Genomic DNA, 22,373 nt, shown 5'->3' on the forward strand with positions numbered 1-22,373 from the left:
AGACTCCAAGGCGCTCGACTTTGAGGCGCCACCGACCCCGGTGCCTCTCAAGATACTCCTACGTTTGCTTTCCGGACGCTTCGCGTACTCAGCAGGGTCGCTCCGGCGAGCGTAGTACCGGCTGCGCAAGTCAGTACTGCGACCGGCGCGCCCGCCTCGGCGACGCCTCCCAGCAGGTTCATGGACGCCACCAACGGGAGCGTCTGAGCCAGGGCCAGCAAGGACTGCAGCCTGGTCAGGTGGGATCGCGGCGTACTGGCAACGAACAGCGGTGCGAGGTGGGAGGTGAACAGGCCGACTCCTACGCCTTGGACGAGCCCGCAGAGCAGCGCTGCGTAGGCGTTCGACGACATTGCGAGAGCAGCCATCCCTGCGGCGGCCAGCAGGCAGCCCGCAGCCGCTGTCGTTCCGGGAAGCGCGAAGGTACCCAGCCGAGCGACGCCGACGGTGACGAGCAGGCTGCCGACCACAGTGGCGCCGACGACCAGCCCGGCCTGCGATGCATTCCAGCCGTTGGAGCGTGCGAGCAGCGGGACGCACAGAGAGGTGACCGGCAGCACGAACGCAGCTGTCAGGCCGACGGTCAGCAGCAGCGCCCGCAGCACCGGCTCGGACCAGGCGAGGCGAATGCCGTCCAGCGCCTCCTTCAACGCCGACTGCCCGGAAGGGACTGCCGTAGTAGCCAGTGGCGGCTTGATGGCAAGCAGGATGACGAACGACACCAGGAAGGTGAGGCCGTCCACCAGTAGCGCTCCGACCAGCCCTGCGACTGCAACCAGGAGCCCGCCGAGTGGGCCGGCTGCCAGGGTCACCACCTGCTGGGTGGACGTGCGTAGTGCCATTGCCTTGGGCAGGGTGTTGTCGTCGGCAAAGAGGCGAGGAAAGGCTCCCGCTGCGGGCAGTACGAAAGCGTCGACGGTACCGATGGCTGCTGCGGTCAGGAGGAGTAGCGCGGCCGTAGTACCGACGAGGTGGAAGGCGCCTGCGAGTAGGAGGGTCAGGAAGGCCAGTAGGAAGTCGCAGGTGAGCAGTACGCGGCGTGGGCCCCAGCGGTCGCCGAGGACGCCGCCTGCGAGGAGGAGAACTGCTCTGGGCAGGGTGTAGCCGGTCAGGACCAGGCCGGCGACCTGCGGACCGAGATCCGCCGCCGCCCAGCCGAGCGCGAAGAACAGGGTGGCATCCCCGAACGTGGAGAGTGTCGCGCCTGCCAACCAGCCGTAGTAGGCGCGGTTCACCCGTCGAGGCGGGTCGGCATCACCAGCGTGGTGAAGGTCCCCTGGTCGGCCGACCTGACCACCACCGGCCGGTCGACGGCACAGAGCTCCAGCAGGACGTCCGGGCCGACACTCACGCTCAACGCGGCCGCCAGCAGCGACGCCGAGAAGCCAAGCTGCACAGCGCCCGAGCCGATCCCCTCCAGCACCCCGAGCGACTCCCCCGAGTCCACCGCCGTGACCGTCAGCTTCCCCGAGTCGATGTCGAGGGCAACGGTCTCGCCGGTGAGCAGCGCGAGCAACTGCTGCCGGTCGGCCACCACCCGGCAGGTCGGCGGAGTCAACCCGTCCAGGATCGACTGGTACGCCGGGAACTCGTCGTCCACCACTCCCAGTGGCCGAGACTCACCGTCGACGACCAGCGCAGTACCGGCTGGTCCCGTCTCCAGGCGGACCTCCGCCGCGGCACCAACCCAGCGGGCCAGGGCAGTCAGCTCGGACGCACGGACCAACAGGTTGCGCGGGTACCCGGCGAACCCGAGCGGCTGGAGCTTTCGCACCGACAGCCGGTAGCGATCGGTGGCCACCAGCGTCACCTCGTCCTCGCCGAGCTCCAGCAGGACGCAGGCGAGCGCAGGGATCTCATCGGTCGCGGCCGCCGCAGCGGCGACCTGCCGGACCGCGCTGGCGAGCTCCGCGCCGCCCAGGGTGACAGCGCACTCGTAGGGCACGGCCTGGAGCGACGCGAGGATCCTCGCCGTAGCCCGCCGCGCCGCTTCCGCCTTGCCCTCGACAGTCTTCAGGTGCGACTGGATGACGGCCACCCCGTGCGAGGCGTCCTCGTCCAGGACCACCCGTACCTCGGCCAGCGGCAGGTCGATCTCGCGCAGGTCGCGGAGCAACGCAGCGCGCGCCTCCTGCGACGGGGAGTAGTACCGGTAGCCGTTCTGCTCGTCGACCGAGGCCGGGCGGAGCAGACCGCAGTCGTCGTAGAAGCGCAGCGCGCTCGGGGTCAGCCCGACCTGGCGGGCGAAGGCGCTGATCGTCAGCAGCTCGTCTGTCATGCCGCCGATCCTGGGTCTTCGACCAACTCGAAGGTCAACCTGCCGCACTGAGTGTCGCCTACCGCCCGGTTCGGTGAAAATGGGGGCGTGACGAGGTTGTTCGTGGTGACCGGTGCGCCGGGCTCGGGCAAGTCCACGGTGGTTCCCGAGTTGCTGCGGCTGCGGCACGGCGCACTCGTGGTGATGGACATGGACGAGCTGCTCGACGACCAGGGCCGGGTGCTCGGGATCGAGATCGCCGACCCGTCCGCGGCCGCGAACTGGCCCGCGTACAACGCGTTGTGGCTGCGCATCACCGAGCTCATCCGCCGCTCCGGTGCGCCGGTCCTGCTGCTCACGCCAGGCGTCCCGGCCCAGCTGCCCGAGGGCCGCTGGCTGCACCTCGACTGCCCGGACACCGTCCGCCGCCGACGGCTGCGCGAGCGAGGCTGGCCGGAGGCGAAGATCGCGGAGGCACTCGAGGACGCCGCCGAGTTGCGCAAAATCGTCCCCCGTTCAGTAGCTGCCAACGGGACGCCCGAGGAGGCGGCCCAACAGATCCTTGCGTGGGTCAACGAGTAAACCAGTACCGCGCCGTAGTCAGCTGATCCGCAGTGCGACCGGCGCGCGGTGCGGGCCCGTTGAGACCGGCAAGGGGCCGGCGCCGGGGGTGATCGAGCCGAGGACGCTGTTGTGTCGGGCTCCTGTGCAGCTCGGCACAGTTCCAGCAAGTCCGTTCACGGTCAAGTAGCCCAGTACTGCGAACGCGTACGCCTCCTTGGCCGCCGACGGCAGTCCCAGTTCATCAGTACTCCGCAACGGCACCCCGCGAAGCTCCTCGGCCAGCATGCGCATCAACACCGGGTTGCGGATTCCACCACCGGCCGCAATCACCTCCGTCCCGCCGTGAGCAAGTACTGCGTCCGCCACGGTCCGTGCCGTCAGTGCAGTCACCGTGGCGACGAGGTCGTCCGACCCGATCAGCGGGAGCCCGGACATCGCCTCCGCAAGGTAGCCGAGGTGGAACAACTCCTTGCCAGTGCTCTTGGGCGCCGGCCGCGCGTAGTACGGCTCAGCCAGCAACCGCGCGAACAGCTCCTGGTGGACCTGTCCCCGACCCGCCATCACGCCCTCGGCGTCGAAGGTGGATTGCCCGGCGGTGAGGTCGCGAACCACAGCATCCGCCAACGCGTTGGCCGGGCCGGTGTCAAAGGCAATGGGATCAGCCGCGGCCGGTACGACGGTGATGTTCGCGATCCCGCCGAGGTTGAGCGCGACCGGGGTGCCGGGGCGGCCGCGGAGCCAGAGGACGTCCACGATGCTGACCAGCGGCGCGCCCTGACCACCGGCGGCGACATCGCGGGATCGCAGGTCCGACACCACCGCAGTACCGGTTGCCTCGGCGATCCACGCAGGTTGCCCGAGTTGCAACGTCCCGTGCACCCGGCCCTCGTCGACCCAATGGAAGACCGTCTGCCCGTGCGACACGATCAGGTCGGCGTGGCCGCCGCAGAGTTGCTCGACCGCCTGCTCCGCGACTGAAGCGAAGGCCTGCCCGATCCCGGTGTCGAGCCGGCAGACCTGTTCCAGCGTTGTAGTTGCCGGAGGCAAGGAACGCGCCAGCTCCGCCCGCAACCCGTCGGGATAGGTGTCGCTCAGCATGCCGAGCGGAGTCAGCACGAGCTGGTCGTCCTCGATCCGGAGATCGGCCGCCGCCGCGTCGATCGCGTCGTACGAGGTGCCCGACATCAAGCCGATGACGCGCACGTCAGTCCCGCAACTCGCGTCTGTGGTCGTCGCCTCTCAGGGTCAGCAGGGCGACGACCGAGACCGCGCAGGTGACGACCACGTAGTACGCCGGGATGTCGATGTTCTTGGTCCGCTTGATCAGTTCGGTGATGATCAGGCCGGCCGAGCCGGAGAAGACCGCGTTCGAGAGCGAGTAGGCCAGGCCGAGACCGGTGTAGCGCGCTCTGGTGGGGAACATCTCCGCGAGCATGGCCGGTCCTGGCCCGGCCATCAGCCCAACGACGAGTCCGGCCGCGAAGACCGCCAGCCCCTTGCCGGCGTTCGAACTCTCCTTGTCCTGCAGGAGATTCATCAACGGAAAGGCCAGTACGACGACCAGCGCCGCGCCGGTCACCATCACCGGGCGCCGCCCGATCCGGTCGCTCAGCCAGCCGGCCGGCAGGATCGACACGGCGAAGCCCAGGTTGGCCAGGACGGTCGCCACCAACGCCTGCTGGAAGGTCGCGTTCAACGTCGCCTGCAGGTACGACGGCATCACGACCAGGAACGTGTACCCGGCGGCCGACCAGCCCATCAACCGGCCGATGCCGAGGGCAATCGCCTTGGCCACCTCGGCCTTGTCCGCCGGCGGCGCCGCCTCCTGCTGGACCTTGGCGAAGTTCGGCGTCTCGTCCAGTCTCAGCCGCAACCACAACGCGACCAGGCCGAGCGGCAGCGCGAGCAAAAACGGGATCCGCCAGCCCCAGTCGGTCAGCGCCTCCTTGCTCAGCACGGTCGCCAGGGTCGCCGCGAGTCCCGCGCCGGTGAGCAGGCCGAGCGCGACGGTGAAGGACTGCCAGGCGCCGTACAGGCCGCGCTTCGTCCTGGGCGCGAACTCGGTCATGATCGACACCGCGCCACCGAACTCACCGCCGGCCGACAACCCCTGCAGTGCTCGGACCAGGGTCAGCAGCCAGGGCGCCGCCGCACCGACGGTCGCGTACGTCGGCAGGATGCCGATCAGCGTGGTGGACACGGTCATCAGCAGCAGGACCAGGATCAGCGTCGGACGCCGGCCGATCCGGTCACCCAGCCGGCCGAACACGGCCGCACCGATCGGGCGGAAGAAGAACGCCAGCGCGAACGAGGCGTAGGTCTTAATCAGGCTCTCGGCATCACTGGTGGAGGTGCTGCTGAAGAAGTTCGCCGCGATCACGGTCGCGAAGAAGCCGTAGGCGCCGAACTCGTACCATTCGACGAAGTTGCCGACCGTGCCGGCCACCAGCGACCTGCGGGTCCGCCGGACGTCGGCCGGCGCCGTACCGGGTGCAGTGCTCATCGTTCCTCTTCTCCGCCGTGCCCCCGTAACTTTCCTCCCGCGAACGGCTCCATCTTGGTCTATGAGTTCCCTCCGACGCGAGCACCGTCTCAAAGCAACCTTCCCGGCCAGGCCGGTGTCATAGCCGGTAACTAGCCGCAAAGGGGGTCGAATGGTCACCCGGGGTGATGATTTCGACGATTTCGTGCGGGGAGCCTCGACGAGGCTGTTACGCACCGCAGTACTGCTCACCGGTGATCGGCAGGCGGCCGAGGACCTGGTCCAGGAGGTGTTCGAGCGGGTCTACGTCCGCTGGCGGTGGATCCGCGGCGGTCCCGAGCCCTATGCCCGCAAGACCCTGACCAACCTGGTCGCCAACCGCTGGCGACGCCGGAGCCGCAAACCCGAGGTCGCCCTCACCGGTCACCACGAGGAGGCACAGCCCGACGGCACCGAGGGCCTCGCCACCCGCGACCAGCTGCTGACCGCGCTCCAGGAGCTGCCGCCCCGCCAGCGGGCCGTGATCGTGCTCCGGTACTACGAGGACCTCACCGAGGCGCAGACCGCCGAAGCCCTCGGCTGCTCGCTGGGCACGGTGAAGAGCCAGACCTCGCGGGCCCTCGGCAAGCTCCGCCTGATCACCGAACCCGCGATCCTGGAGGGACTGCGATGACCGACACCGAACTGAAGGAGCGCCTCGGCGCCACCGTCGACGGGATCGAGGCCCCTGCCGACCTGGTCCACCGGGTCCGCACCGGAGGGGCCCGAAGACTGCGCCGCCGCCGCTTCGCGTCACTGACCGCGACCGCACTCAGCCTGGTCGTCCTGGGCGGGGCCGGCCTCGTGGGTCCCGACCTGCTCGACCGTTCCGACCAGGTCCAACCGGCCAAGTCCGTCGTCACCGACCCCTACGGCTTCCTGTTGAAGGGGTCCACCCGCGGCGATCTGGCCAAGGACTCCGCCTATCTGCGCCAGGTGGTCGAGATCTGGAACAAGAGCCACGCGACCTCTGCCAACGCCGACCGCGGAATCTTCAACGACCTGCGCGGCGAGGCCAGGGTCGCCTGGGCCGGCCAGACCCCTGGCGGCAAGGCGGCGATCGTCGTCCAGCGGGCCTACCTGCACCCACACGACAACATCCAGCTCGAGGGCGAAGGGATCCAGACCCTCGTGGGCTACGTGGCCGAGGATGCGGCCGGGAAGCAGACCCTGATCGCCGACAGCTACCCGGCCCCCGGCAGCGGGCTCGACCTGGCGTTCGTGACCGGCGGGCGGACGAAGGCGCTGGTCGTGATGGACCCGACCGGTGGCGACTTCGGCTTCTCCCCCGAGCGCATCTACACCCCGGGCGGCTCGACCAGGAAGTACGAGCCACTCAAGTTCAAGGACGGCGTCAGCGTCCTCGGGCTGCCCGCTGACGTGAACCTCGACGGCCTGCGAGTGAGCGCGCTCCCGGCCACGACACCACAGGCACGAGCCTTCGAAATTCGCGACAACCGGCCGCCGCTGACCGCGATCCCGGACAACCGGTTGTGGAAGAACCCGGAACCCGTCTACGCAACCTGGCCGATGACCGACGGGGCCGACGACCAGGCGAAGACGGCCAACGACGACTTCCTGAAGGCACTGGACTCCGTCAGTGATCCGCACGCGTACGGCACGGCGATGTCTTTGTGGGTCGGCTACGGCGTCACCGCGAACGGCTCACGGGTCCTGCTCGGCGAGCAGGCCCTCGACGAGGACCCCACCCACATCTACGCCGTACTGCGTTCGCCGGACGGCAAGCAGACCGTCGTACAGGGTGGTGTCCCTGATCCGAAGGCTGCGCTGCCGGTCTCGATCAAGCTGCCCGACGGACAGGGCTGGGCCGTCGCGCAGATGAAGGCCGAGCTGTCCTACCGGTACGGCGACGGCGCCTGGAGCGCGCCGCGGAAGGACACCACCCTGGTACCGGCCGGGCAGGACGCCGAGGTCCGGATCACGCTGAACGGCAAGACGAAGACCGTCTCACTGGACTGACGTCCCACGGGGCTCGTCACGGTCCGCTCCGACGTCTTGACACAACGTCCCGCCCGGTCGAAGATCGGTCGCTATACCGGTTTATCTAGTTCAGCTCGCAACTGCCTCGCCAGGCGGAAAGAGCGGCTTAACCGGTATAGCGATCGTCCGCCCACCCGACCAGGAGTTGATCGATGAGCCCAGCATCCGTCAGTAGAAGAACGTTGCTGTCCGGCCTTGCGGCGACCACCGCCGCCGTCGCCACCGGCGCGGCGCTCCCCGCCGAAGCGGCCCTCGGCCGGCGTCGCCCGGCGGCGAAGTCCGGCCCGCTCTCGGTGGTCTACATCGAGGTAAACGACCACAGCATGCTCAGCGCCGGCAAGTACACCCTCAGCAAGGGCGGCGCGCAGGTGTTCGACATCGCGGTGATCTTCGCCGCGAACATCAACTACGACGGCACCAAGGCTTACCTGCACTTCAACGAGAACGTGCAGAGCGTGCTGGACAACGCGGCGACGCAGATCCGGCCGCTCCAGCAGAAGGGCATCAAGGTGGTGCTGTCGATTCTCGGCAACCACCAGGGCGCGGGGTTCGCCAACTTCCCGTCGCAGGCCGCGGCCGAGGAGTTCGCCCAGGAGCTGGCCGACGCCGTCACGCAGTACGGGCTGGACGGCATCGACTTCGACGACGAGTACGCGGAGTACGGCGTCAACGGCACCGGGCAGCCGAACGAGAGCTCGTTCGTCTACCTGGTCTCGGCGCTGCGCCGCAAGCTGCCGGACAAACTCATCACGCTGTACGACATCGGCCCCTCGGCGGAGCGCCTGAGCTACAACGGCCAGAGCATCGCCAACACCTTCAACTACGCCTGGAACCCGTACTACGGAACGTGGAGCGTGCCGAACGGCCCGACCGACAAGTCGCGCCTGTCACCGGCCGCGGTGTCCTACACGGCCACCAGCTCGTCCACGGCCGCAAGCTTCGCGCAGCGCACCGTCAACGAGGGCTACGGCGTCTTCCTCACCTACAACCTCGGCGAGACGAACACCGCGAGCTACATCTCCGCCTTCACCAGCAAGCTCTACGGCAGCACCGCGATCTACAAACCGTAGGCGGGCCTGGCTCACAGGGGAATCCGCTTTGCGGAGATTACTGACGGGTATATACTTAAGTTACTCGTCAGTACAGCGGCGCTCAGAGGCCGCACCAAGAGGTAGGGGAACCCTGTGAGCCACTACAAGTCGAATCTGCGCGACATCGAGTTCAATCTGCTCGAGGTGCTCGGCCGCGGCGAGGTGCTGGGCCAGGGCCCGTACGCCGAGATGGATGTCGACACCGCCCGCGAGGTGCTCGCGGAGATCGACCGGCTGGCCAAGAACGAGCTGGCCGAGTCGTTCGAGGACTCCGACCGCAACCCGCCGGTGTTCGACCCGGCCACGCACGAGGTGCGGATGCCGGAGTCGTTCAAGAAGAGCTACCACGCCTACATGGACGCCGAGTGGTACAAGCTCGAGCTGCCGCCGGAGCTGGGTGGCCAGCCGGCCCCGCCCTCGCTGCGCTGGGCCGCCGCCGAGATGGTGCTCGGCTCCAACCCCGCCGTCCACATCTACGCCGCCGGGCCGAACTTCGCGCACGTGCTGTGGCGCAACGGCACCGACCGGGACAAGTTGATCGCCCAGCACATGATCGAGCGCGGCTGGGGCGCCACGATGGTGCTGACCGAGCCGGACGCCGGCTCCGACGTCGGCGCCGGGCGGACCAAGGCGACGCTGCAGGACGACGGCAGCTGGCACATCGAGGGCGTCAAGCGCTTCATCACCTCGGGCGAGCACGACATGACCGAGAACATCGTGCACCTGGTGCTGGCCCGCCCGCAGGGCATCGAGGGCGTCGGCGGCCCGGGCACCAAGGGGCTCAGCCTGTTCATCGTGCCGAAGTACGACTTCGACCTGGAGACCGGCGAGCTGACCGGTGAGCGCAACGGCGCCTTCGTCACCGGCGTCGAGAAGAAGATGGGTATCAAGGTCTCCACCACCTGCGAGATCACCTTCGGCGAGAACACCCCGGCGAAGGGCTACCTGCTCGGCGAGGTGCACGACGGCATCGCGCAGATGTTCCAGGTGATCGAGTACGCCCGGATGATGGTCGGCACCAAGGCCATCGCGACCCTGTCGAGCGGCTACCTGAACGCGCTGGAGTACGCCAAGGAGCGGGTCCAGGGCCCCGACCTGACCAACCCGGCCAAGGACGCCCCCCGCGTCACGATCACCCACCACCCCGACGTACGCCGCTCGCTGCTCACCCAGAAGGCGTACTCCGAGGCGCTGCGCGCGCTGGTGCTGTTCACCGCGACGTACCAGGACCGCGCCGAGCAGGCCCGGTACGCCGGCACCGAGGACGCCGAGGCCGAGCGGGTCAACGACCTGCTGCTGCCGCTGGTGAAGGGCTACGGCTCGGAGAAGTCCTGGACGCTGCTCGGCACCGAGTCGCTGCAGACCTTCGGTGGTTCCGGCTTCCTGCAGGACTACCCGATCGAGCAGTACGTCCGCGACGCCAAGATCGACACCCTGTACGAAGGCACCACCGCGATCCAGGGCCAGGACCTGTTCTTCCGCAAGATCATCAAGGACCAGGGTCTGGCGCTCGGTCACCTGTCCGAGCAGATCCAGGCCTTTGTCGCCTCCGAGGCCGGCAACGGCCGGCTGAAGGAGGAGCGCGGACTGCTCGCCAAGGGGCTGGAGGACACCCAGAAGATCCTCGGCGTCATGGGTCAGGCGCTGATGGCGAGCAACCCGCAGGCCGAGAACGGTGACCCGCGCAACATCTACAAGGTCGGCCTGAACACGTCGCGGCTGCTGTTCGTGCTCGGCGACGTGGTCTGCTCCTGGCTGATGCTGCGGCAGGCCGAGGTCGCGCTGGAGAAGCTGGGCGGCGAGCTGTCGCCGGCCGACCAGGACTTCTACACCGGCAAGCTGGCCGCCGCGCAGTGGTTCGTCCGCTCGACGATGCCGACCGTCCGCGCCGAGCGGATCAAGGCCGAGCTGACCGACCTCGACGTGATGGACCTTCCCGAGTCGGCCTTCTGACCGGGGCCTTCTGATCGGGGCCTTCTGATCGGGGCCCTCTGATCAGGGCCCTCTGATCGGGGCGATCTGCCCCGATCTGCCCGTCGATCTGCCCTGCCGGGGCGGATCGGTGCACGGAAGAGTTTCGCCCGAGCGGTCCGCGCCCCTGGCTTGGTCTCCCCTGTCCGAGCCAGGGCCGCGGCGCCGCGGAACCGACGGGTCCACGCTCGCGTCAGTGCTGACGTGGAATCGCCCGTTGGACCTAAGCTAAGCGCGATGTCCGCCCTGTCCCTCGTCAAACGCCCCCGCAGCCGCCGCCTGGCCTTGCTGCTCGCCGTCCTGGCGTTCCTGCCGTTGACCCCTGCCCAGGCCGCGCCGCCGGAGCTGCCCGACCAGATCGCCGCCGCCTGGCGTACCGATCACCTGTACGTCGATGCCGCGATGCGGCAGGGCTTCCCCCAGGCGGAGCTGGCCCGGATCCGGGCGGCAGCTAGCTCGGCGGGCTTCCCGGTGTACGTCGCGCTGATCCCGCGGACGCCGTACACGCGGCAGGACCAGCTGGACCTGCCCACCCTGCTCCAGGCACGCGTCGGAGAGCCGGGTCTTTATCTGGTCTGGACCGCCTCGGACGGCTACTGGTCCGGTACGGAGAAGTTGGTCCGGCCCGGTGGACTGAGAGGCCGCAGCCTGATCCGCGTGCAGCTCGACGACAAGCTGGACAACAAGATCGTCACCGATCGGCCCGCCCCCAAGATCGTCCGAACGATCCAGCAGGCCGGTACCGCGTACGACGGCCGGCCACTGCCCGAGATCCCGGTCAGCGACCTGACACCGGAGCTGATCCGCGGACGCTCGACCTCGGAGAAGGAGGAGCTGTCCGGGTACGTCGGGATGGGGATCGGCGGCCTGATCGGCTTCGTCTTCGTCCTCACCCGGGTACTCCGTCGCCGCCGGCGGCCCGCTCGCCCGGCCGCTGGCCCGAAATCGCCGGCCACCGTCGACCACCGGCTCGCATCGGTCCGGACCCAAGCGGACCGCTGGATCCCCAAAGCCGGGCGGGCCCTGCGGTCGTTCGAGAAGCGGCGGAACCTGACCGCGGAACAGCTCGACCTGCGCGACGACGCCACGGCCCGACTGGCCGCCGCCCGGACCTTGCGCGCCGGTGCCAGTGCCGACGACCGGGCCGACGACCAGGCCAGTGGCAGCACCGGCGACCGGAAGGCTGGTACGCCGGACATCTTGGCGCTCACCGGAGCGTTCGTGCTGGCCCGGCAGGCCTTCCAGCTGGTCAGCGGCAACGACTTGCAGCCGCCCTGCTTCTTCGACCCGACGCATCCCTCCGGCACGCACCGCGCCGCCTGGTCGGACGACATCGAAGTACCGGCCTGCAAGACCTGTGCGCAGACCGTGGAGCGTGGCAAGACGCCGCACGGGCTGCAGGTCAAGGCGAAGACCGGTCTGTTCGGCAGTGGCTTCGTGCCGTACTGGAACCTTGATCCCGACGAGAGCCCGATGGTGGCCACCGGCTTCGGCGCGCTCTCGGACGACCTGGCCGAGCGAGTCACCCGGGTCTACGGGGGTGTTCGGTGAGACGCCTCACGATGCTCTTGCTGGCCGCCGTCGCGCTGCTGGTCTCCGTGCCTTCGACCGCGGCTGGTGCTGCCTTCCCGACCGATCCCCGGATCACCGCGGCGGTGGCCGCCTGGAAGTACCGGCCGGTGTACGTCGACCCGCAGTACACCTCGGTGGCCGGCGCCGACCAGGTGGATGCGATGGCGGATCGGATCCGCTCGACCGAGCTGCCCGTGTTCGTCGCGGTGGTTTCCTCCGGTGACTGGTTCCAGGAGAAGGGCGACACCCAGCTGCTGGCCGGCTGGCTCGCGCATGCCAACGGCAAGCCCGGGATCTACCTGGTGATGGACGGCGACACCACCTACGGCGCCACCCATCTGGTCCGCGCGGACGTCCCCACCTACACGTACGCCCGCAGGGAGGAATCGATGGACAAGCAACTGTCGAGCTACCTCAACACGGTCCGGGTGGCCGACCGCTACGAACCGACAGCGGCCCGGACCACACCGCACCCGCCCCTGCCCGAACGGACCTCCACGCGAAAGCCGTTCACCGTCGGCAAGGCGATCGCCCACGGGTTCGGCGGCCTCCTGCTCGGATTGTTCGGCGGCGCCCTGGTCGCCGGTTGCGTGCTTGGACTGGCGGCCCTGGTCGCCCGACGTGGTGGAGGACGGCTGTGAAGGTCAGATATGCGCTGACTCTCGTGCTGGCGCTGGTGCTGTCGCTTGCGGCCGTTCCCGCGAGTGCCGCCCAGACGCCGGCCGAGCGGGCCCGCGAAATCGCGACCGCGCTGGCGAAGGACCCGCTGTACGTCGACCGGGCGTACGCGAGCGGCGTGCCGGAGAACCTGCGGGAGCAGGTCCGGACGAAGGGCAAGGCCCTCGGCTACCCCGTCTACACGATCATCCTGCCGCTGACCCCGAGTGACGTGTTTGAAGGCAAAGAGCGCAACGTACTCACGCTGGTGATGGACGCACTGCGCAAACCCGGCCTGTACGTCGTGGTCGACGGCGGCCAGCGGTTCCCCTGGACCGAGACGAAGGATGTACCCCAGCTGTCCGACGAGCAGCTGCGCAACGCCCGCGCCCACGCGCTCGAAGACACCGGGTACGACGCCGGGCCGACCGAAGTGGTCGCCCGGCTGTACGAACTGCTGGCCGGTCCGCCGCTGCCTCCTGTCAAGCGAGAGGAAAGCCCTACCCGCCCGATTCGCGATGTGATCGAGCGCGAGGGGTTCCCGGTCTTCACTCTCGTGGTCGCAGCGCTGGCGATCCTGGTCCTGCTCGGACTCGTCATCGGCCTGCGACGACGGGGCAACGGGGCCGGCAACCGGAAGGCCTTCACCATCCCGCCGCACGTCGCGGCGACCGTGGCGGCCGAGCGCAGGCGGCGCCTGACCAAGGAGACGACCGCTGAGCTGACCCAGCTCGGCTCCGACCTTGCCGCGCTTCCTACGGTCGCCGGTGAGGGCCTGCGTCATCAGCAGCTTGCACTCGACGCGCACGACGCGGCTGGGCGGGTCCTGGACGCTTCCCGGGATCTGGTGGACGTGGTCGGTGCGATGGTGCTGCTGGACAAGGGCCGGCGGGAGTACGACATCGCGCGGGCTCTCGCGGCCGGCCGCAAGCCTGAAGTGGTACAGCCGCTGTGTGCCTTCAACCCCTTGCACGGAAGGGCTTCCGGGCAGCCGACACGGGTCGATTCCGATGGCAACACAGTGACCCTGCCGCTGTGTGCGCAGTGCAGGAAGGCGCTGAAGCACAAGAGCGCGCCCGCCTCGCTGCCTGGCGACGACGGCCCGTACTGGCACGGTGACGACCTCTGGGCCCGCACGTTCTTCGGGGCTCTGGGCGATGACCTGCCCGCTGCCGTCAGCCGGGGTGAGTACCGGTCCTGACCGGCCTTTCCCTGAGCTCGGGGTGAGCTGTCCCTGAGGTCCGCGTCAGGGCGGTTTCGGGGGTTCTGCCTGATCCGGCGTACCGGCGTACCGGCCTAGTGTCGAGCGACGAGCAGGCGGGGACGAGCAGAGGTGGATGGCGATGGCGACGATTGGGCAGGCAGGGGCGCTGCTGCTGGTGGCGGGGGCCGGAATGGCCTTCTGGACCTTCGGCGAGAAGGACGCCAGCGACAAGCACGAGGTGAGCGACAAGATCTCGACCGTCCGGCTGGACTCGCCGAACGCCGACGTGACCATCAAGGTGGCCGACGTCGACAAGACCACCGTCGAGGAGAAGCGGTCGTACTGGCTGGTCAAGCGCGGTGACGCGTTCGACGTCGACGGGGAGACGCTGACCCTCGACGGCGACTGCGGCTGGCAGTGCCGGGCCGACTTCGTCGTCACCGTGCCGCGCGGGACCAAGGTGACCGGACAGAACGGCAGCGGCGACCTGGCCATCACCGGCGCGAGCGGCGTCGACGCACGCTCGCGTTCCGGCGAGGTGACGCTGACCGACATCACCGGCGACGTGAAGCTCGAGCTGACGTCCGGCGACGTGGAGATCGACCGGCTGACCGGCAAGCTGGAGATCGAGGCGACCTCCGGTGACATCGAGGCCAAGGGGCTCAAGGGCGGGCCGGTGCAGGTGGACATCACCTCGGGGGATCTCCAGCTCGAGCTCGACGAGGCGGTCGACGTCCGGGCGAAGGGGACCAGCAGCGATATCAAGGTGACCGCGCCGTCGGGTGACTACAAGGTCCACACCGACACCCGCAGCGGCGAGGTGGAGAACCGGCTGGGCAACGATGCCGACGGTGGTCACAGCATCGATGCCAGCACGGTCAGCGGCGACGTGACGCTGGCAACCCGCTGACGGGGTCTGAAACGTTTACCAACGGGTACCACGGGGGTTGTACGCCGGCCGTCCGGCTATCGGGTTCTGTTCGACATGCGTCGTTCATTGTTCCGCCGGGCGGGCGGGCGTAGCGTCGAAGGTGTCCGTTGACTGCAAGGAGGGCTCGGCATGAGCATCGGTGTGGGGATCTTCCTGATGGTGGTGGGCGCGATCCTCGCGTTCGCCGTCCGCGACTCCTGGGACGCCGTCGACCTGACGGCGGTCGGGTACATCTTCATGCTCGCCGGACTCGCCGGGATCGTGCTCTCCTTCTACATCACGAACCGGCGCCGTCGCGTCCCGACCGACGCGATCGACCCGGCGGTCGAAGAGGAGTACCGGGTCGTGGAGGAGCACCACCGCGACATCAAGGAGTAAGTATCAGCTGGTAAGGGCCCCCGACAGCACCAGTTGCAGGCGGTCGGTTCCAGCGGTGCCGACCTGGACGGGTACGCCCCAGTCCTGCCGATGCATGTGACAGGCCGGGAACTCCACCTCCGCCGAGTCGTCACAAGAAGCCGCCTGTACTGCGACGTGCAGCACCCCGTCGCCCACGCGCTCGTCGATCACCAGTCGCCTGGTCAGCTCGGTGGAGTCACCCGCACCCTCCTTGAGCAACCCGTCGGGCGTCGATGAGACCAGCAGCCGGGTGGAGGGGCCGTACCGGTCGTCCAGCTTCTGCCCCGGCGGCGGCGTGAACACCACCTCCAGAGTCACCTCGCCGGCCGCGATCTCCGTCGGCGGTCGCTGAGTACGGGTGCTGAACTCGTCTGCCTTGGCCGATGCGCCGAGCGGTACCCGGGTCAGCCGGTGCGCCGCCGACTCGACCACCAGCAATTCGTTGCCCACGACAACAGCGCCGCTGGGCTCGGCGAGACCGGTCGCCATCGTCTCGACCAGACCGCTCGCCGGGTCGTACCGGCGTACGGCGCCGTTGTAGGTGTCGGAGATCGCGATGGAACCGTCGGGCAGGACCGTCACGCCGAGCGGGTGCTGCAGCAGCGCTTCCTCTGCCTTGCCGTCGCGCAGCCCGAAGTCGAACAGGCCCGTCCCGATCGCAGTGTGCACCTCAGTGTCGAGCCAGCGCAGTGCGGAGATCTCCGAGTCCGCCAGCCAAAGCCGGTCCCCGTCGACCGCGAGCCCGGACGTTTGGGCGAACCATGCCTGCTCAGGCGCGCCGTCACGCAGCCCTTCGTTCGTAGTACCGGCGGCGACCTCGGTGACCTGGGTGAACGGGTCGTAGGTCCACAACTGGTGAACGCCGGCCATCGCAATCCACACCTTGTCCTGCCACCACGCGACATCCCACGGCGAGCTCAGTACGCCGGTCCCATCGCCATCCATCCACTGCTTGCCCGTGCCGACCAGTGTGCTGACTTCACCGGTGGCGAGGTCGATACCGCGGAGCGCATGGTTGACGGTGTCGGCGACCACCACGTCGTATCCGACCTTCTCCGCCACGTCGCGCGGCAGCACGGTCAGCCCATTGGGTTCGGAGAACGAGGCCTCTTGGGCAGGTCCATCACTGAACCCCCGCTTTTGTGTGCCGAACCGCCTGACCACGGTGGTCGCATCCGCCGCGAGCTCAACGATGCTGTGATTCCCCGCGTCGGCCACCAGAAACCCGTCGCCCAAGGCAACAACCTTGGCCGGGAACCGCAACTCGGTCGGCTCGGCCACCGGCGCGACGTACGGCGACTTCCCCCGCGTCAACGTCCCGGCCTTCTCGTGCTCAGCGATCAACTCCGCCAACCGAGCATCTAACGCATGCTCATGCCCTTCCCCGGAGTACTGCGCCACGATGTACCCATTGGGATCCACCAGCACCAACGTCGGCCAGGCCCGAGCCGTGTAGTTCTCCCAAGTCACCAACTCAGGATCATCCAACACCGGATGCCCCACCTCATACCGCTCCACAGCAGCCTTCACAGCCGCCTCTTCCCCCTCATGCGCAAACTTCGGCGAATGCACCCCCACAATCACCAACGCATCCCCATACTTCTCCTCCAACGGCCGCAACTCGTCCAACACATGCAGACAGTTGATGCAGCAGAAGGTCCAGAAGTCGAGCAAAACGGCCCGGCCGCGGAAGTCCGAGATCGAGTAGGACCTACCACCGGTGTTGAGCCAGCCGCGGCCGCGGAGCTCAGGCGCGCGGACTAGAGGACGACGAGAACCAGATGCAGAGCTTGCAGGAGTCACCCGACCATTGTCCTCACCGCGGCAAAGAAACGATCAGGTGTCCAGTGTCCGGTCGGTCGCCCAGAGGATGACCAGCCGACTGCTGGGGTCGAATCTCTGCCCCCGAACGCCCTGGCAGACCTGGACCTCCCGGATGGCCAGATCCAGCAACTCCCGCTGCTCGTGGATGTTCGCGGACGACCACCGCTCCTGGAGCAACGCGGGATCCAGGAATGATCTCAGGTCGATTTCCGTTCCAGGGATCCTCTCGAGACTCCGGCGCAAACCATCCAGCCGGCGAGCCAATGCCTGACTCAGGGGCAGAAAGCGGTCACGGTCAATGATCCGCCGAATGTAATGATCCGTGTCCAGGATCGCCAGAGCGGACTGCTCGGACTCCAGCGCGGACTGGATCGACCGGCGCTTGGCCGAGGTTTCGGGATCCTGCCGGAAGGCCAAGCGCTCGGCGATCACTTCTCGGAGCGGATCGTCATCGCCGGCCGTGGTCAGCCGATCGAACCATGCCTGCTGAACGGCGTTGTCCAACGCCCGCATGTAGGCGCCGCCGGGAGCAGCGCACTCGCGTCCAAGACGAACCGCTTGGCAACGATAGGAGTTGCCCTGCCGGCTCATCCGTTCGCCGCACCCGGCGCAGCGGAGAAGCCCAGTCAGCAGATACCGGCTCCCTGCCGCCTCCGCTCCGGTACTTCGTCCGAACTTGGAGCCGGTGGCGCGTTGCTCGAACTCCACCATGATGCGCAACTGGTCCGCGGGCGAGATCAGGGGCTCCTCGCCAGGCGCGAGGATCGAAACGGCTTCGCCGGTGGCTGGGTCCTGCCACGGCCGCACCTTGCCGGAGTACCGGCCGTCGACCGTCTTGATCGTCTCGGGCATCAGTCCCGCTACGGTCGGGCTACGCATCAACTGAGCGATCGTCCCGATACCCCATCGACCACCGCGCGGTGCGGGTACGCCGCTCGCGTTCAGCCGGCGTGCGACCATCGCGAGCGACTCGCCCGCCAGCAGTCGGTCCGCGATCTCACGCACAACAGCGCCCGTCTTCGGTTCGACGAACAACTGACCATCCCGGCTAACCAGACCGTACGGCGGCGCGCCGCCGATCCACTGACCCTTTGCCCGAAGAAACCTCTTCGCCGACCGAATCCGCAAGCCGAGGTTCTCGGATTCCGAGCGAGCCAGTTCGGCGAGCAGACCAACCACCTGGCGGTCCGCGGTCAGCGACGTATCGAGATTGTCCTGAACTGACACCAGACGGCCGCCCGTCGTGCTGATCTTCTCCAGTACCTGTCCGACCTCTCCCATTCCCTGGCGAGACAGACGGTCGAGCTTCCAGATCACGAGCGTTCCCACTACACCTGATGAGACAGCGGCCAGTGCGTTCCTGAAGCCCTCTCGTTCGACTCCGGGGCGATAGGCGGATCGGCCTCGATCGACGTGGCTCTGCCGCAGCTTCAATCCACTGCTCCTCACCCACGCCCGGCAGTCAGCCTCCTGCCGTTCGATGGTGGTCTTGCCCGCCTTGTCGATAGAGACCCTCAGATAGAGGTCGGCGTACTCACCGCTGGCTGCCATCGATGCCCCTCTTGCCCACCGCATACCCACGGTTTACCCCAAGGCACCGACACCTTCTTGCCCACAGCGAACGTCGAGCGCTTAGACCTCCTGCACCAGGCAGCATCCAACTCTGTATTTCTCTTTGTGGCCTTGTCTTTCTTTGCCTTCTTCTTGTCCTACTGACCCGTCTCACTCGTCCGGCCTCGACGGCTCCTACCGAGGCAGGATGAGGGTGTCGGTGAGGAGTTTGGTGGTTTTTCTGAGGGTGGGTGGGGAGGAGGAGAGTTCGGCGGCCAGGGATTGGGGGGTTAGGGGTTCGCCGGGGCCTACTAGGCGGTGGCGGTGGGCTAGGAGCCAGACTATGGCTCGGGGCCAGGTGGAGAGGCGGGCCTTGGTGAGGAGGTCGGGGGCGTCGCGGACCAGGCGGTCGGCGATGTCGAAGGCTTCGGCGGCGTAGCCGGTGCCGAGGGTTTCGCCGGCCAGCAGCCAGGCGTGGGGGGCTAGGACGGACAGGGTGGCTGCTTGGGACTTGTCCAGGCCGCGGAGGTCGGGGCGTGGGGGTGAACCCAGGCCGGCCAGCGTCCGGTACGCCTCTTCCAAATCGTCGCTGGTGTCGTCGAGGAAGACGCGTTCGCCCGACTTCGCGCCGATCGGCTCGGACAAAGCTGCCGCTTCCAGGGCGGGCTTCCACACGTCGACGGCATCGACCGCTTCCTCGATCGCGTCCAGCTCGAGTGCGGTCCGCTCGCCCGCGAACGCCAGCCAGGCCTTGATCACCACCGGCACCCCGGCGAAATAGGTGCTATCGGCAAGCACCTTGCGTGGCAGCCAGTGCGACAGGAAAAGCTCCACCAGTACTGCGCTCACCCGCAGCGGGCCGCCGACTGTCCGGTCCACCGCGTGGTCGATCCACAACCGCGCAATGTCCGACGCGTCGTCCGGCAACCCGACGGCAAAGGGCGAGGCGAGGAACTCCTCCACCAGTTGGTCGCGCTGCCGCCCGGACAGCTGAGCCCGCACCGGCGGTCGCACCGGCCGCTCGGGCAGTTGCGTCAGCCGGTTCACCAGCAGTCCGGAGAAGAACTCGAAGTCCTCGGTCACCGGCGGGTCGTCGTGATCGTGCGTCTGCCCCAACGCCTGCAGGATGATCCCCGCCGCCGTCGCGGGCCGCACCGTCCGGACAGTGACCCGCCCACCGCGCTGGTACGCCTCGACCACCCGGTCCACCGGCGGCCCGACGAACACGTCCTTCGCGATCGCGCCCAGGTTGTTGTCCACGAACACGACCACCGTGTGCGGATGCTGCTCGTCGTCGTAGTCGAGCACCACGCTCAGCCCGTCGCCGGTGACGTCCTCCGAAACGATCGCGCTGGTCAGCCGGAAACTTGCGATCCGCGCCACCCAGTCCGGTACGTCGTACTGCGTCCGCCCGCGCGACAAGTGCGCGCGTTGCAGCGGCAGCCGCCCGGCCGGGCCGACCGTGCGGGCCAGACTCGTCAACAGGACAAAGGAATCCGGGTCACGCCGCTCCCCCAGCACGCGGGCCGCATCGGCCCAGAAGAACCGCTCGACCTCGCCGATCTCGTCGGGCTGCCCGGCCGGCCAGAGCTGGTCGGCGAGCAGCGCGGCCGATCGGGCGACGGACGCCTCGGCGATGACCGGATGCAGTGCCGGTGGGGCCGCCGCCAGGTCGAGCAGCAACGTCTCCTGCAAGGTGTCCAGCACGGCGACGCTCGGCGTGGTGTCGAGGTCCGTCCCCACGACACCCGCCGGCTGCTGCCCTGGGGTCGGGCCAGGACTCGAGCCGACCAGCCGTAAGTGGCTGCCGCGTCCGTCCCTGCCTCGTGACTTGGTCACTCTGGCGAGATTACCGCCGACCGGCCCTGTGCCGCAGGACGGTGCGCGCGTCCTGTGGACAACCACCCTCGACACGCCGTCACCAGACGCCTACGGTCCGTGGATCGAGTACGCCGTACCGGGTGCCACGGGCCGCAGGCAATCACGCGGGCCCGCAGTACGGGTCCCCCGGATCGAAGTACAGGATCAGCCCTTCAGGGCGCCGGCCATCAGGCCGCCGATGAACCAGCGGCCGAGCAGGATGTAGACGATCAGGGTCGGGAACGACGTGATCAGCGCACCGGCCATGCTCGCCGCGTAGTCGACCTTCTGGCCGCCCGCCAGCGCCGCGAGCCCGAGGGTGACCGGGCCGTTGTTCTGCTGGGTCAGGAACAGCGCGAACAGGAAGTCGTTCCAGACCGAGGTGAACTGCCAGATCAGCGTGACCACGAACCCGGAGATCGACACCGGCAGGATGATCCGCAGGTAGGTCTGGATCAGGCCGGCGCCGTCCACCCGGGCCGACTCGATGATCTCGGTCGGGATGACGGTGGCGTAGTAGTTGCGGAAGATCAGCGTGCAGATCGGGATGCCGTAGATGACGTGGGTGATCAGCAGCGTCGGGATGCCCCGGGTGACGTCCAGGTCCTGGTAGGTCTGCCGCAGCGGCAGCATCACGGCCTGGTACGGGATGAACATGCCGAACAGGATGAACGCGAACACCAGGTTCGCGCCGGGAAAGCGCCAGCGGGCCAGCACGAAGCCGTTGGCCGAGCCGATCAGCGAGGCGATGATCGCCGCCGGTACCGCCAGGGACAGTGAGCGGACCATGTACGGCTGCAGGACGTCCCAGGCCTTGCGCCACGGCTCCAGCGTCCAGGTCTCCGGCAGCGACCACTGCTCGGCGGCCGTGGTGTCGGCGGAGGTCTTGAAGCTGGTGATGACCACGACGTACACCGGCGTCAGGATGAACAGCAGGAACAACAGCAGCAGGATGTAGCGAACGGTCCGGCTCTTCCGGGTCGAGCCGTCGGCGATCGTACTGCGGCGTGGCTTCTGGCTGATCGCCGCGGCTGCCTTGCCGGTGGCGGCGGTCGCCTCGTCGACGACGGTCATTCTTCGTTCTCCTGCCGGACGGTGTAGGCGACGTAGGGAATGACGAGTACGGCGACGACGGCGAGCAGCACAATCGCGATCGCTGCCGCCTTGGCCATGTCACTGCGCAGCAAGGTGTTCCACATGTAGACCGACGGCACCTCGGTCCGGAACTGGTTCGGCCCGGTGATCGCGTAGATCAGGTCGAACAGCTTCAGCGACATGTGGCCGAGGATGATCAGCGCCGACAGCGCGATCGGCGACAACTGCGGGAACAGCACGTGCCGGTAGAGCTTGAACTCACTCGCGCCGTCCACCCGGGCCGCCTCGCGCAGCTCACCCGGGATGCCCCGGAAGCCGGCCAGGAACAGCGCCATGATGTAGCCGGACAGCTGCCAGACCGCGGGCAGCGCGATGGACGCCATCGTCGTCCACCGGTTTCCCGCGGTCCACCAGGCGTTTTCCAGGAAGTTCAGGCCGACGATGTCGAACAGCCGGTTCAGGCCGCGCGCGTCGTCGCCCTGCGAGGGGTTCAGCAACCAGCCCCAGACGACGCCGGACGCGATCATCGAGACCGCCATCGGGAACAGGAACACCGACCGGAAGATCCCTTCGCCGGTGACCCCCTTCTCCAGCAGCAGCGCCCACAGCATGCCGAAGATCAGCGTGCCCACGATGAACGCCACCGTGAGCACGCCGAGGTTCTTCAGCGAGTTGAGGAACCGGTCCTCACCGAACAGGTTGACGTAGTTCTCGAACCCGACATGGTTCGTCGGGACCGGGCGGGCACTGTGCTTGTCCGTCAACGAGGTGTTGAAGGTCCACGCGATCAACCCGTAGACGAAGTACCCGAGCAACAGCACCGTGGGCAGCAGCACCAGCGCTCCTGGCCCCCAGGTGCGGATTCTTCCGTGCAT

19 protein-coding genes are annotated in these 22,373 nt (G+C 68.1%); 10 read left to right on the forward strand and 9 right to left on the reverse strand.

Going from position 1 to position 22,373, the window contains the following annotated elements; all coding sequences use genetic code 11:
* Positions 1-47: 47 nt before the first annotated feature.
* Together AB0F51_RS35700 and AB0F51_RS35705 are read right to left on the reverse strand one after the other, a co-directional pair.
* Complete coding sequence (locus AB0F51_RS35700; protein WP_360287513.1) at positions 48-1,235, reverse strand: MFS transporter; 1,188 nt, start codon at positions 1,233-1,235, stop codon at positions 48-50.
* Positions 1,232-2,278 carry a MerR family transcriptional regulator gene (locus tag AB0F51_RS35705; RefSeq protein WP_360287515.1) on the reverse strand — a complete coding sequence of 349 codons (1,047 nt, stop codon included), beginning with the start codon at positions 2,276-2,278 and terminating at the stop codon, positions 1,232-1,234. The genes AB0F51_RS35700 and AB0F51_RS35705 overlap by 4 nt, the downstream gene beginning before the upstream one ends.
* A gap of 87 nt (positions 2,279-2,365) precedes the next feature.
* On the opposite strand from AB0F51_RS35705, the gene AB0F51_RS35710 reads away from it, so the two are divergent.
* A complete protein-coding gene (locus AB0F51_RS35710; protein ID WP_360287517.1) occupies positions 2,366-2,839 on the forward strand; it encodes an AAA family ATPase in 474 nt (157 codons plus the stop codon).
* A gap of 18 nt (positions 2,840-2,857) precedes the next feature.
* On the opposite strand, the gene AB0F51_RS35715 is transcribed toward AB0F51_RS35710, so the two are convergent.
* A complete protein-coding gene (locus AB0F51_RS35715; protein WP_360287519.1) occupies positions 2,858-4,024 on the reverse strand; it encodes an anhydro-N-acetylmuramic acid kinase in 1,167 nt (388 codons plus the stop codon).
* Between the two features lies 1 nt (position 4,025).
* Positions 4,026-5,324: an MFS transporter gene (locus AB0F51_RS35720; RefSeq protein WP_360287521.1), complete on the reverse strand. Its 1,299-nt coding sequence runs from the start codon at positions 5,322-5,324 to the stop codon at positions 4,026-4,028.
* Positions 5,325-5,475: 151 nt separating this feature from the next.
* Here AB0F51_RS35720 and AB0F51_RS35725 point away from each other — a divergent pair, with 151 nt between their 5' ends.
* The 9 genes from AB0F51_RS35725 (at position 5,476) to AB0F51_RS35765 (ending at position 15,147) form a co-directional block, all read left to right on the forward strand.
* Entirely contained in the window at positions 5,476-5,976 is a 501-nt protein-coding gene (locus AB0F51_RS35725) for a SigE family RNA polymerase sigma factor (protein WP_360287523.1), read from the forward strand.
* Entirely contained in the window at positions 5,973-7,322 is a 1,350-nt protein-coding gene (locus tag AB0F51_RS35730; RefSeq protein WP_360287525.1) for a hypothetical protein, read from the forward strand. Before AB0F51_RS35725 ends, AB0F51_RS35730 begins: the two co-directional genes overlap by 4 nt.
* Positions 7,323-7,495: 173 nt before the next feature.
* On the forward strand, positions 7,496-8,413 hold the full coding sequence (locus AB0F51_RS35735) for an endo-beta-N-acetylglucosaminidase H (RefSeq protein WP_360287526.1): 918 nt from the start codon (positions 7,496-7,498) through the stop codon (positions 8,411-8,413).
* 114 nt (positions 8,414-8,527) lie between these two features.
* On the forward strand, positions 8,528-10,387 hold the full coding sequence (locus tag AB0F51_RS35740; protein WP_360287528.1) for an acyl-CoA dehydrogenase: 1,860 nt from the start codon (positions 8,528-8,530) through the stop codon (positions 10,385-10,387).
* Positions 10,388-10,642: 255 nt separating this feature from the next.
* Positions 10,643-11,956, forward strand: a complete 1,314-nt coding sequence (locus AB0F51_RS35745) for a hypothetical protein (RefSeq protein ID WP_360287530.1) — start codon at positions 10,643-10,645, stop codon at positions 11,954-11,956.
* Positions 11,953-12,618: a hypothetical protein gene (locus tag AB0F51_RS35750; RefSeq protein WP_360287532.1), complete on the forward strand. Its 666-nt coding sequence runs from the start codon at positions 11,953-11,955 to the stop codon at positions 12,616-12,618. Before AB0F51_RS35745 ends, AB0F51_RS35750 begins: the two co-directional genes overlap by 4 nt.
* Complete coding sequence (locus AB0F51_RS35755; RefSeq protein ID WP_360287534.1) at positions 12,615-13,835, forward strand: hypothetical protein; 1,221 nt, start codon at positions 12,615-12,617, stop codon at positions 13,833-13,835. Before AB0F51_RS35750 ends, AB0F51_RS35755 begins: the two co-directional genes overlap by 4 nt.
* Positions 13,836-13,977: 142 nt before the next feature.
* Positions 13,978-14,748 (forward strand): DUF4097 family beta strand repeat-containing protein, encoded by a 771-nt coding sequence (locus tag AB0F51_RS35760; protein WP_360287536.1) that lies wholly within the window; start codon positions 13,978-13,980, stop codon positions 14,746-14,748.
* Positions 14,749-14,898: 150 nt separating this feature from the next.
* Complete coding sequence (locus tag AB0F51_RS35765) at positions 14,899-15,147, forward strand: DUF6458 family protein (protein ID WP_360287538.1); 249 nt, start codon at positions 14,899-14,901, stop codon at positions 15,145-15,147.
* 3 nt (positions 15,148-15,150) lie between these two features.
* On the opposite strand, the gene AB0F51_RS35770 is transcribed toward AB0F51_RS35765, so the two are convergent.
* From AB0F51_RS35770 to AB0F51_RS35790, 5 genes are all read right to left on the reverse strand, one after another.
* A complete protein-coding gene (locus AB0F51_RS35770) occupies positions 15,151-16,971 on the reverse strand; it encodes an NHL domain-containing thioredoxin family protein (RefSeq protein ID WP_360287540.1) in 1,821 nt (606 codons plus the stop codon).
* Positions 16,972-17,004: 33 nt separating this feature from the next.
* Positions 17,005-18,543, reverse strand: coding sequence for a recombinase family protein (locus tag AB0F51_RS35775; RefSeq protein WP_360287542.1), 1,539 nt, complete (start codon positions 18,541-18,543; stop codon positions 17,005-17,007).
* Between the two features lie 195 nt (positions 18,544-18,738).
* Positions 18,739-20,382 (reverse strand): hypothetical protein, encoded by a 1,644-nt coding sequence (locus AB0F51_RS35780; RefSeq protein WP_360287543.1) that lies wholly within the window; start codon positions 20,380-20,382, stop codon positions 18,739-18,741.
* 186 nt (positions 20,383-20,568) lie between these two features.
* Positions 20,569-21,477, reverse strand: a complete 909-nt coding sequence (locus AB0F51_RS35785; RefSeq protein WP_360287545.1) for a carbohydrate ABC transporter permease — start codon at positions 21,475-21,477, stop codon at positions 20,569-20,571.
* On the reverse strand, positions 21,474-22,373 hold the full coding sequence (locus AB0F51_RS35790) for a sugar ABC transporter permease (RefSeq protein WP_360287547.1): 900 nt from the start codon (positions 22,371-22,373) through the stop codon (positions 21,474-21,476). Before AB0F51_RS35790 ends, AB0F51_RS35785 begins: the two co-directional genes overlap by 4 nt.

This window comes from Kribbella sp. NPDC023855 (assembly GCF_040639475.1).
Lineage (GTDB): Bacteria > Actinomycetota > Actinomycetes > Propionibacteriales > Kribbellaceae > Kribbella.

Excerpts from the sequence above, each read along its gene's own strand:
- AB0F51_RS35785 (WP_360287545.1), bottom strand. The coding sequence starts at position 21,477 with ATGACCGTCGTCGACGAGGCGACCGCCGCCACCGGCAAGGCAGCCGCG.
- AB0F51_RS35765 (WP_360287538.1), top strand. The coding sequence starts at position 14,899 with ATGAGCATCGGTGTGGGGATCTTCCTGATGGTGGTGGGCGCGATCCTC.
- AB0F51_RS35775 (WP_360287542.1), bottom strand. The coding sequence starts at position 18,543 with ATGGCAGCCAGCGGTGAGTACGCCGACCTCTATCTGAGGGTCTCTATC.
- AB0F51_RS35760 (WP_360287536.1), top strand. The coding sequence starts at position 13,978 with ATGGCGACGATTGGGCAGGCAGGGGCGCTGCTGCTGGTGGCGGGGGCC.
- AB0F51_RS35725 (WP_360287523.1), top strand. The coding sequence starts at position 5,476 with ATGGTCACCCGGGGTGATGATTTCGACGATTTCGTGCGGGGAGCCTCG.
- AB0F51_RS35705 (WP_360287515.1), bottom strand. The coding sequence starts at position 2,278 with ATGACAGACGAGCTGCTGACGATCAGCGCCTTCGCCCGCCAGGTCGGG.
- AB0F51_RS35735 (WP_360287526.1), top strand. The coding sequence starts at position 7,496 with ATGAGCCCAGCATCCGTCAGTAGAAGAACGTTGCTGTCCGGCCTTGCG.
- AB0F51_RS35730 (WP_360287525.1), top strand. The coding sequence starts at position 5,973 with ATGACCGACACCGAACTGAAGGAGCGCCTCGGCGCCACCGTCGACGGG.
- AB0F51_RS35745 (WP_360287530.1), top strand. The coding sequence starts at position 10,643 with ATGTCCGCCCTGTCCCTCGTCAAACGCCCCCGCAGCCGCCGCCTGGCC.
- AB0F51_RS35720 (WP_360287521.1), bottom strand. The coding sequence starts at position 5,324 with ATGAGCACTGCACCCGGTACGGCGCCGGCCGACGTCCGGCGGACCCGC.
- AB0F51_RS35790 (WP_360287547.1), bottom strand. The coding sequence starts at position 22,373 with ATGCACGGAAGAATCCGCACCTGGGGGCCAGGAGCGCTGGTGCTGCTG.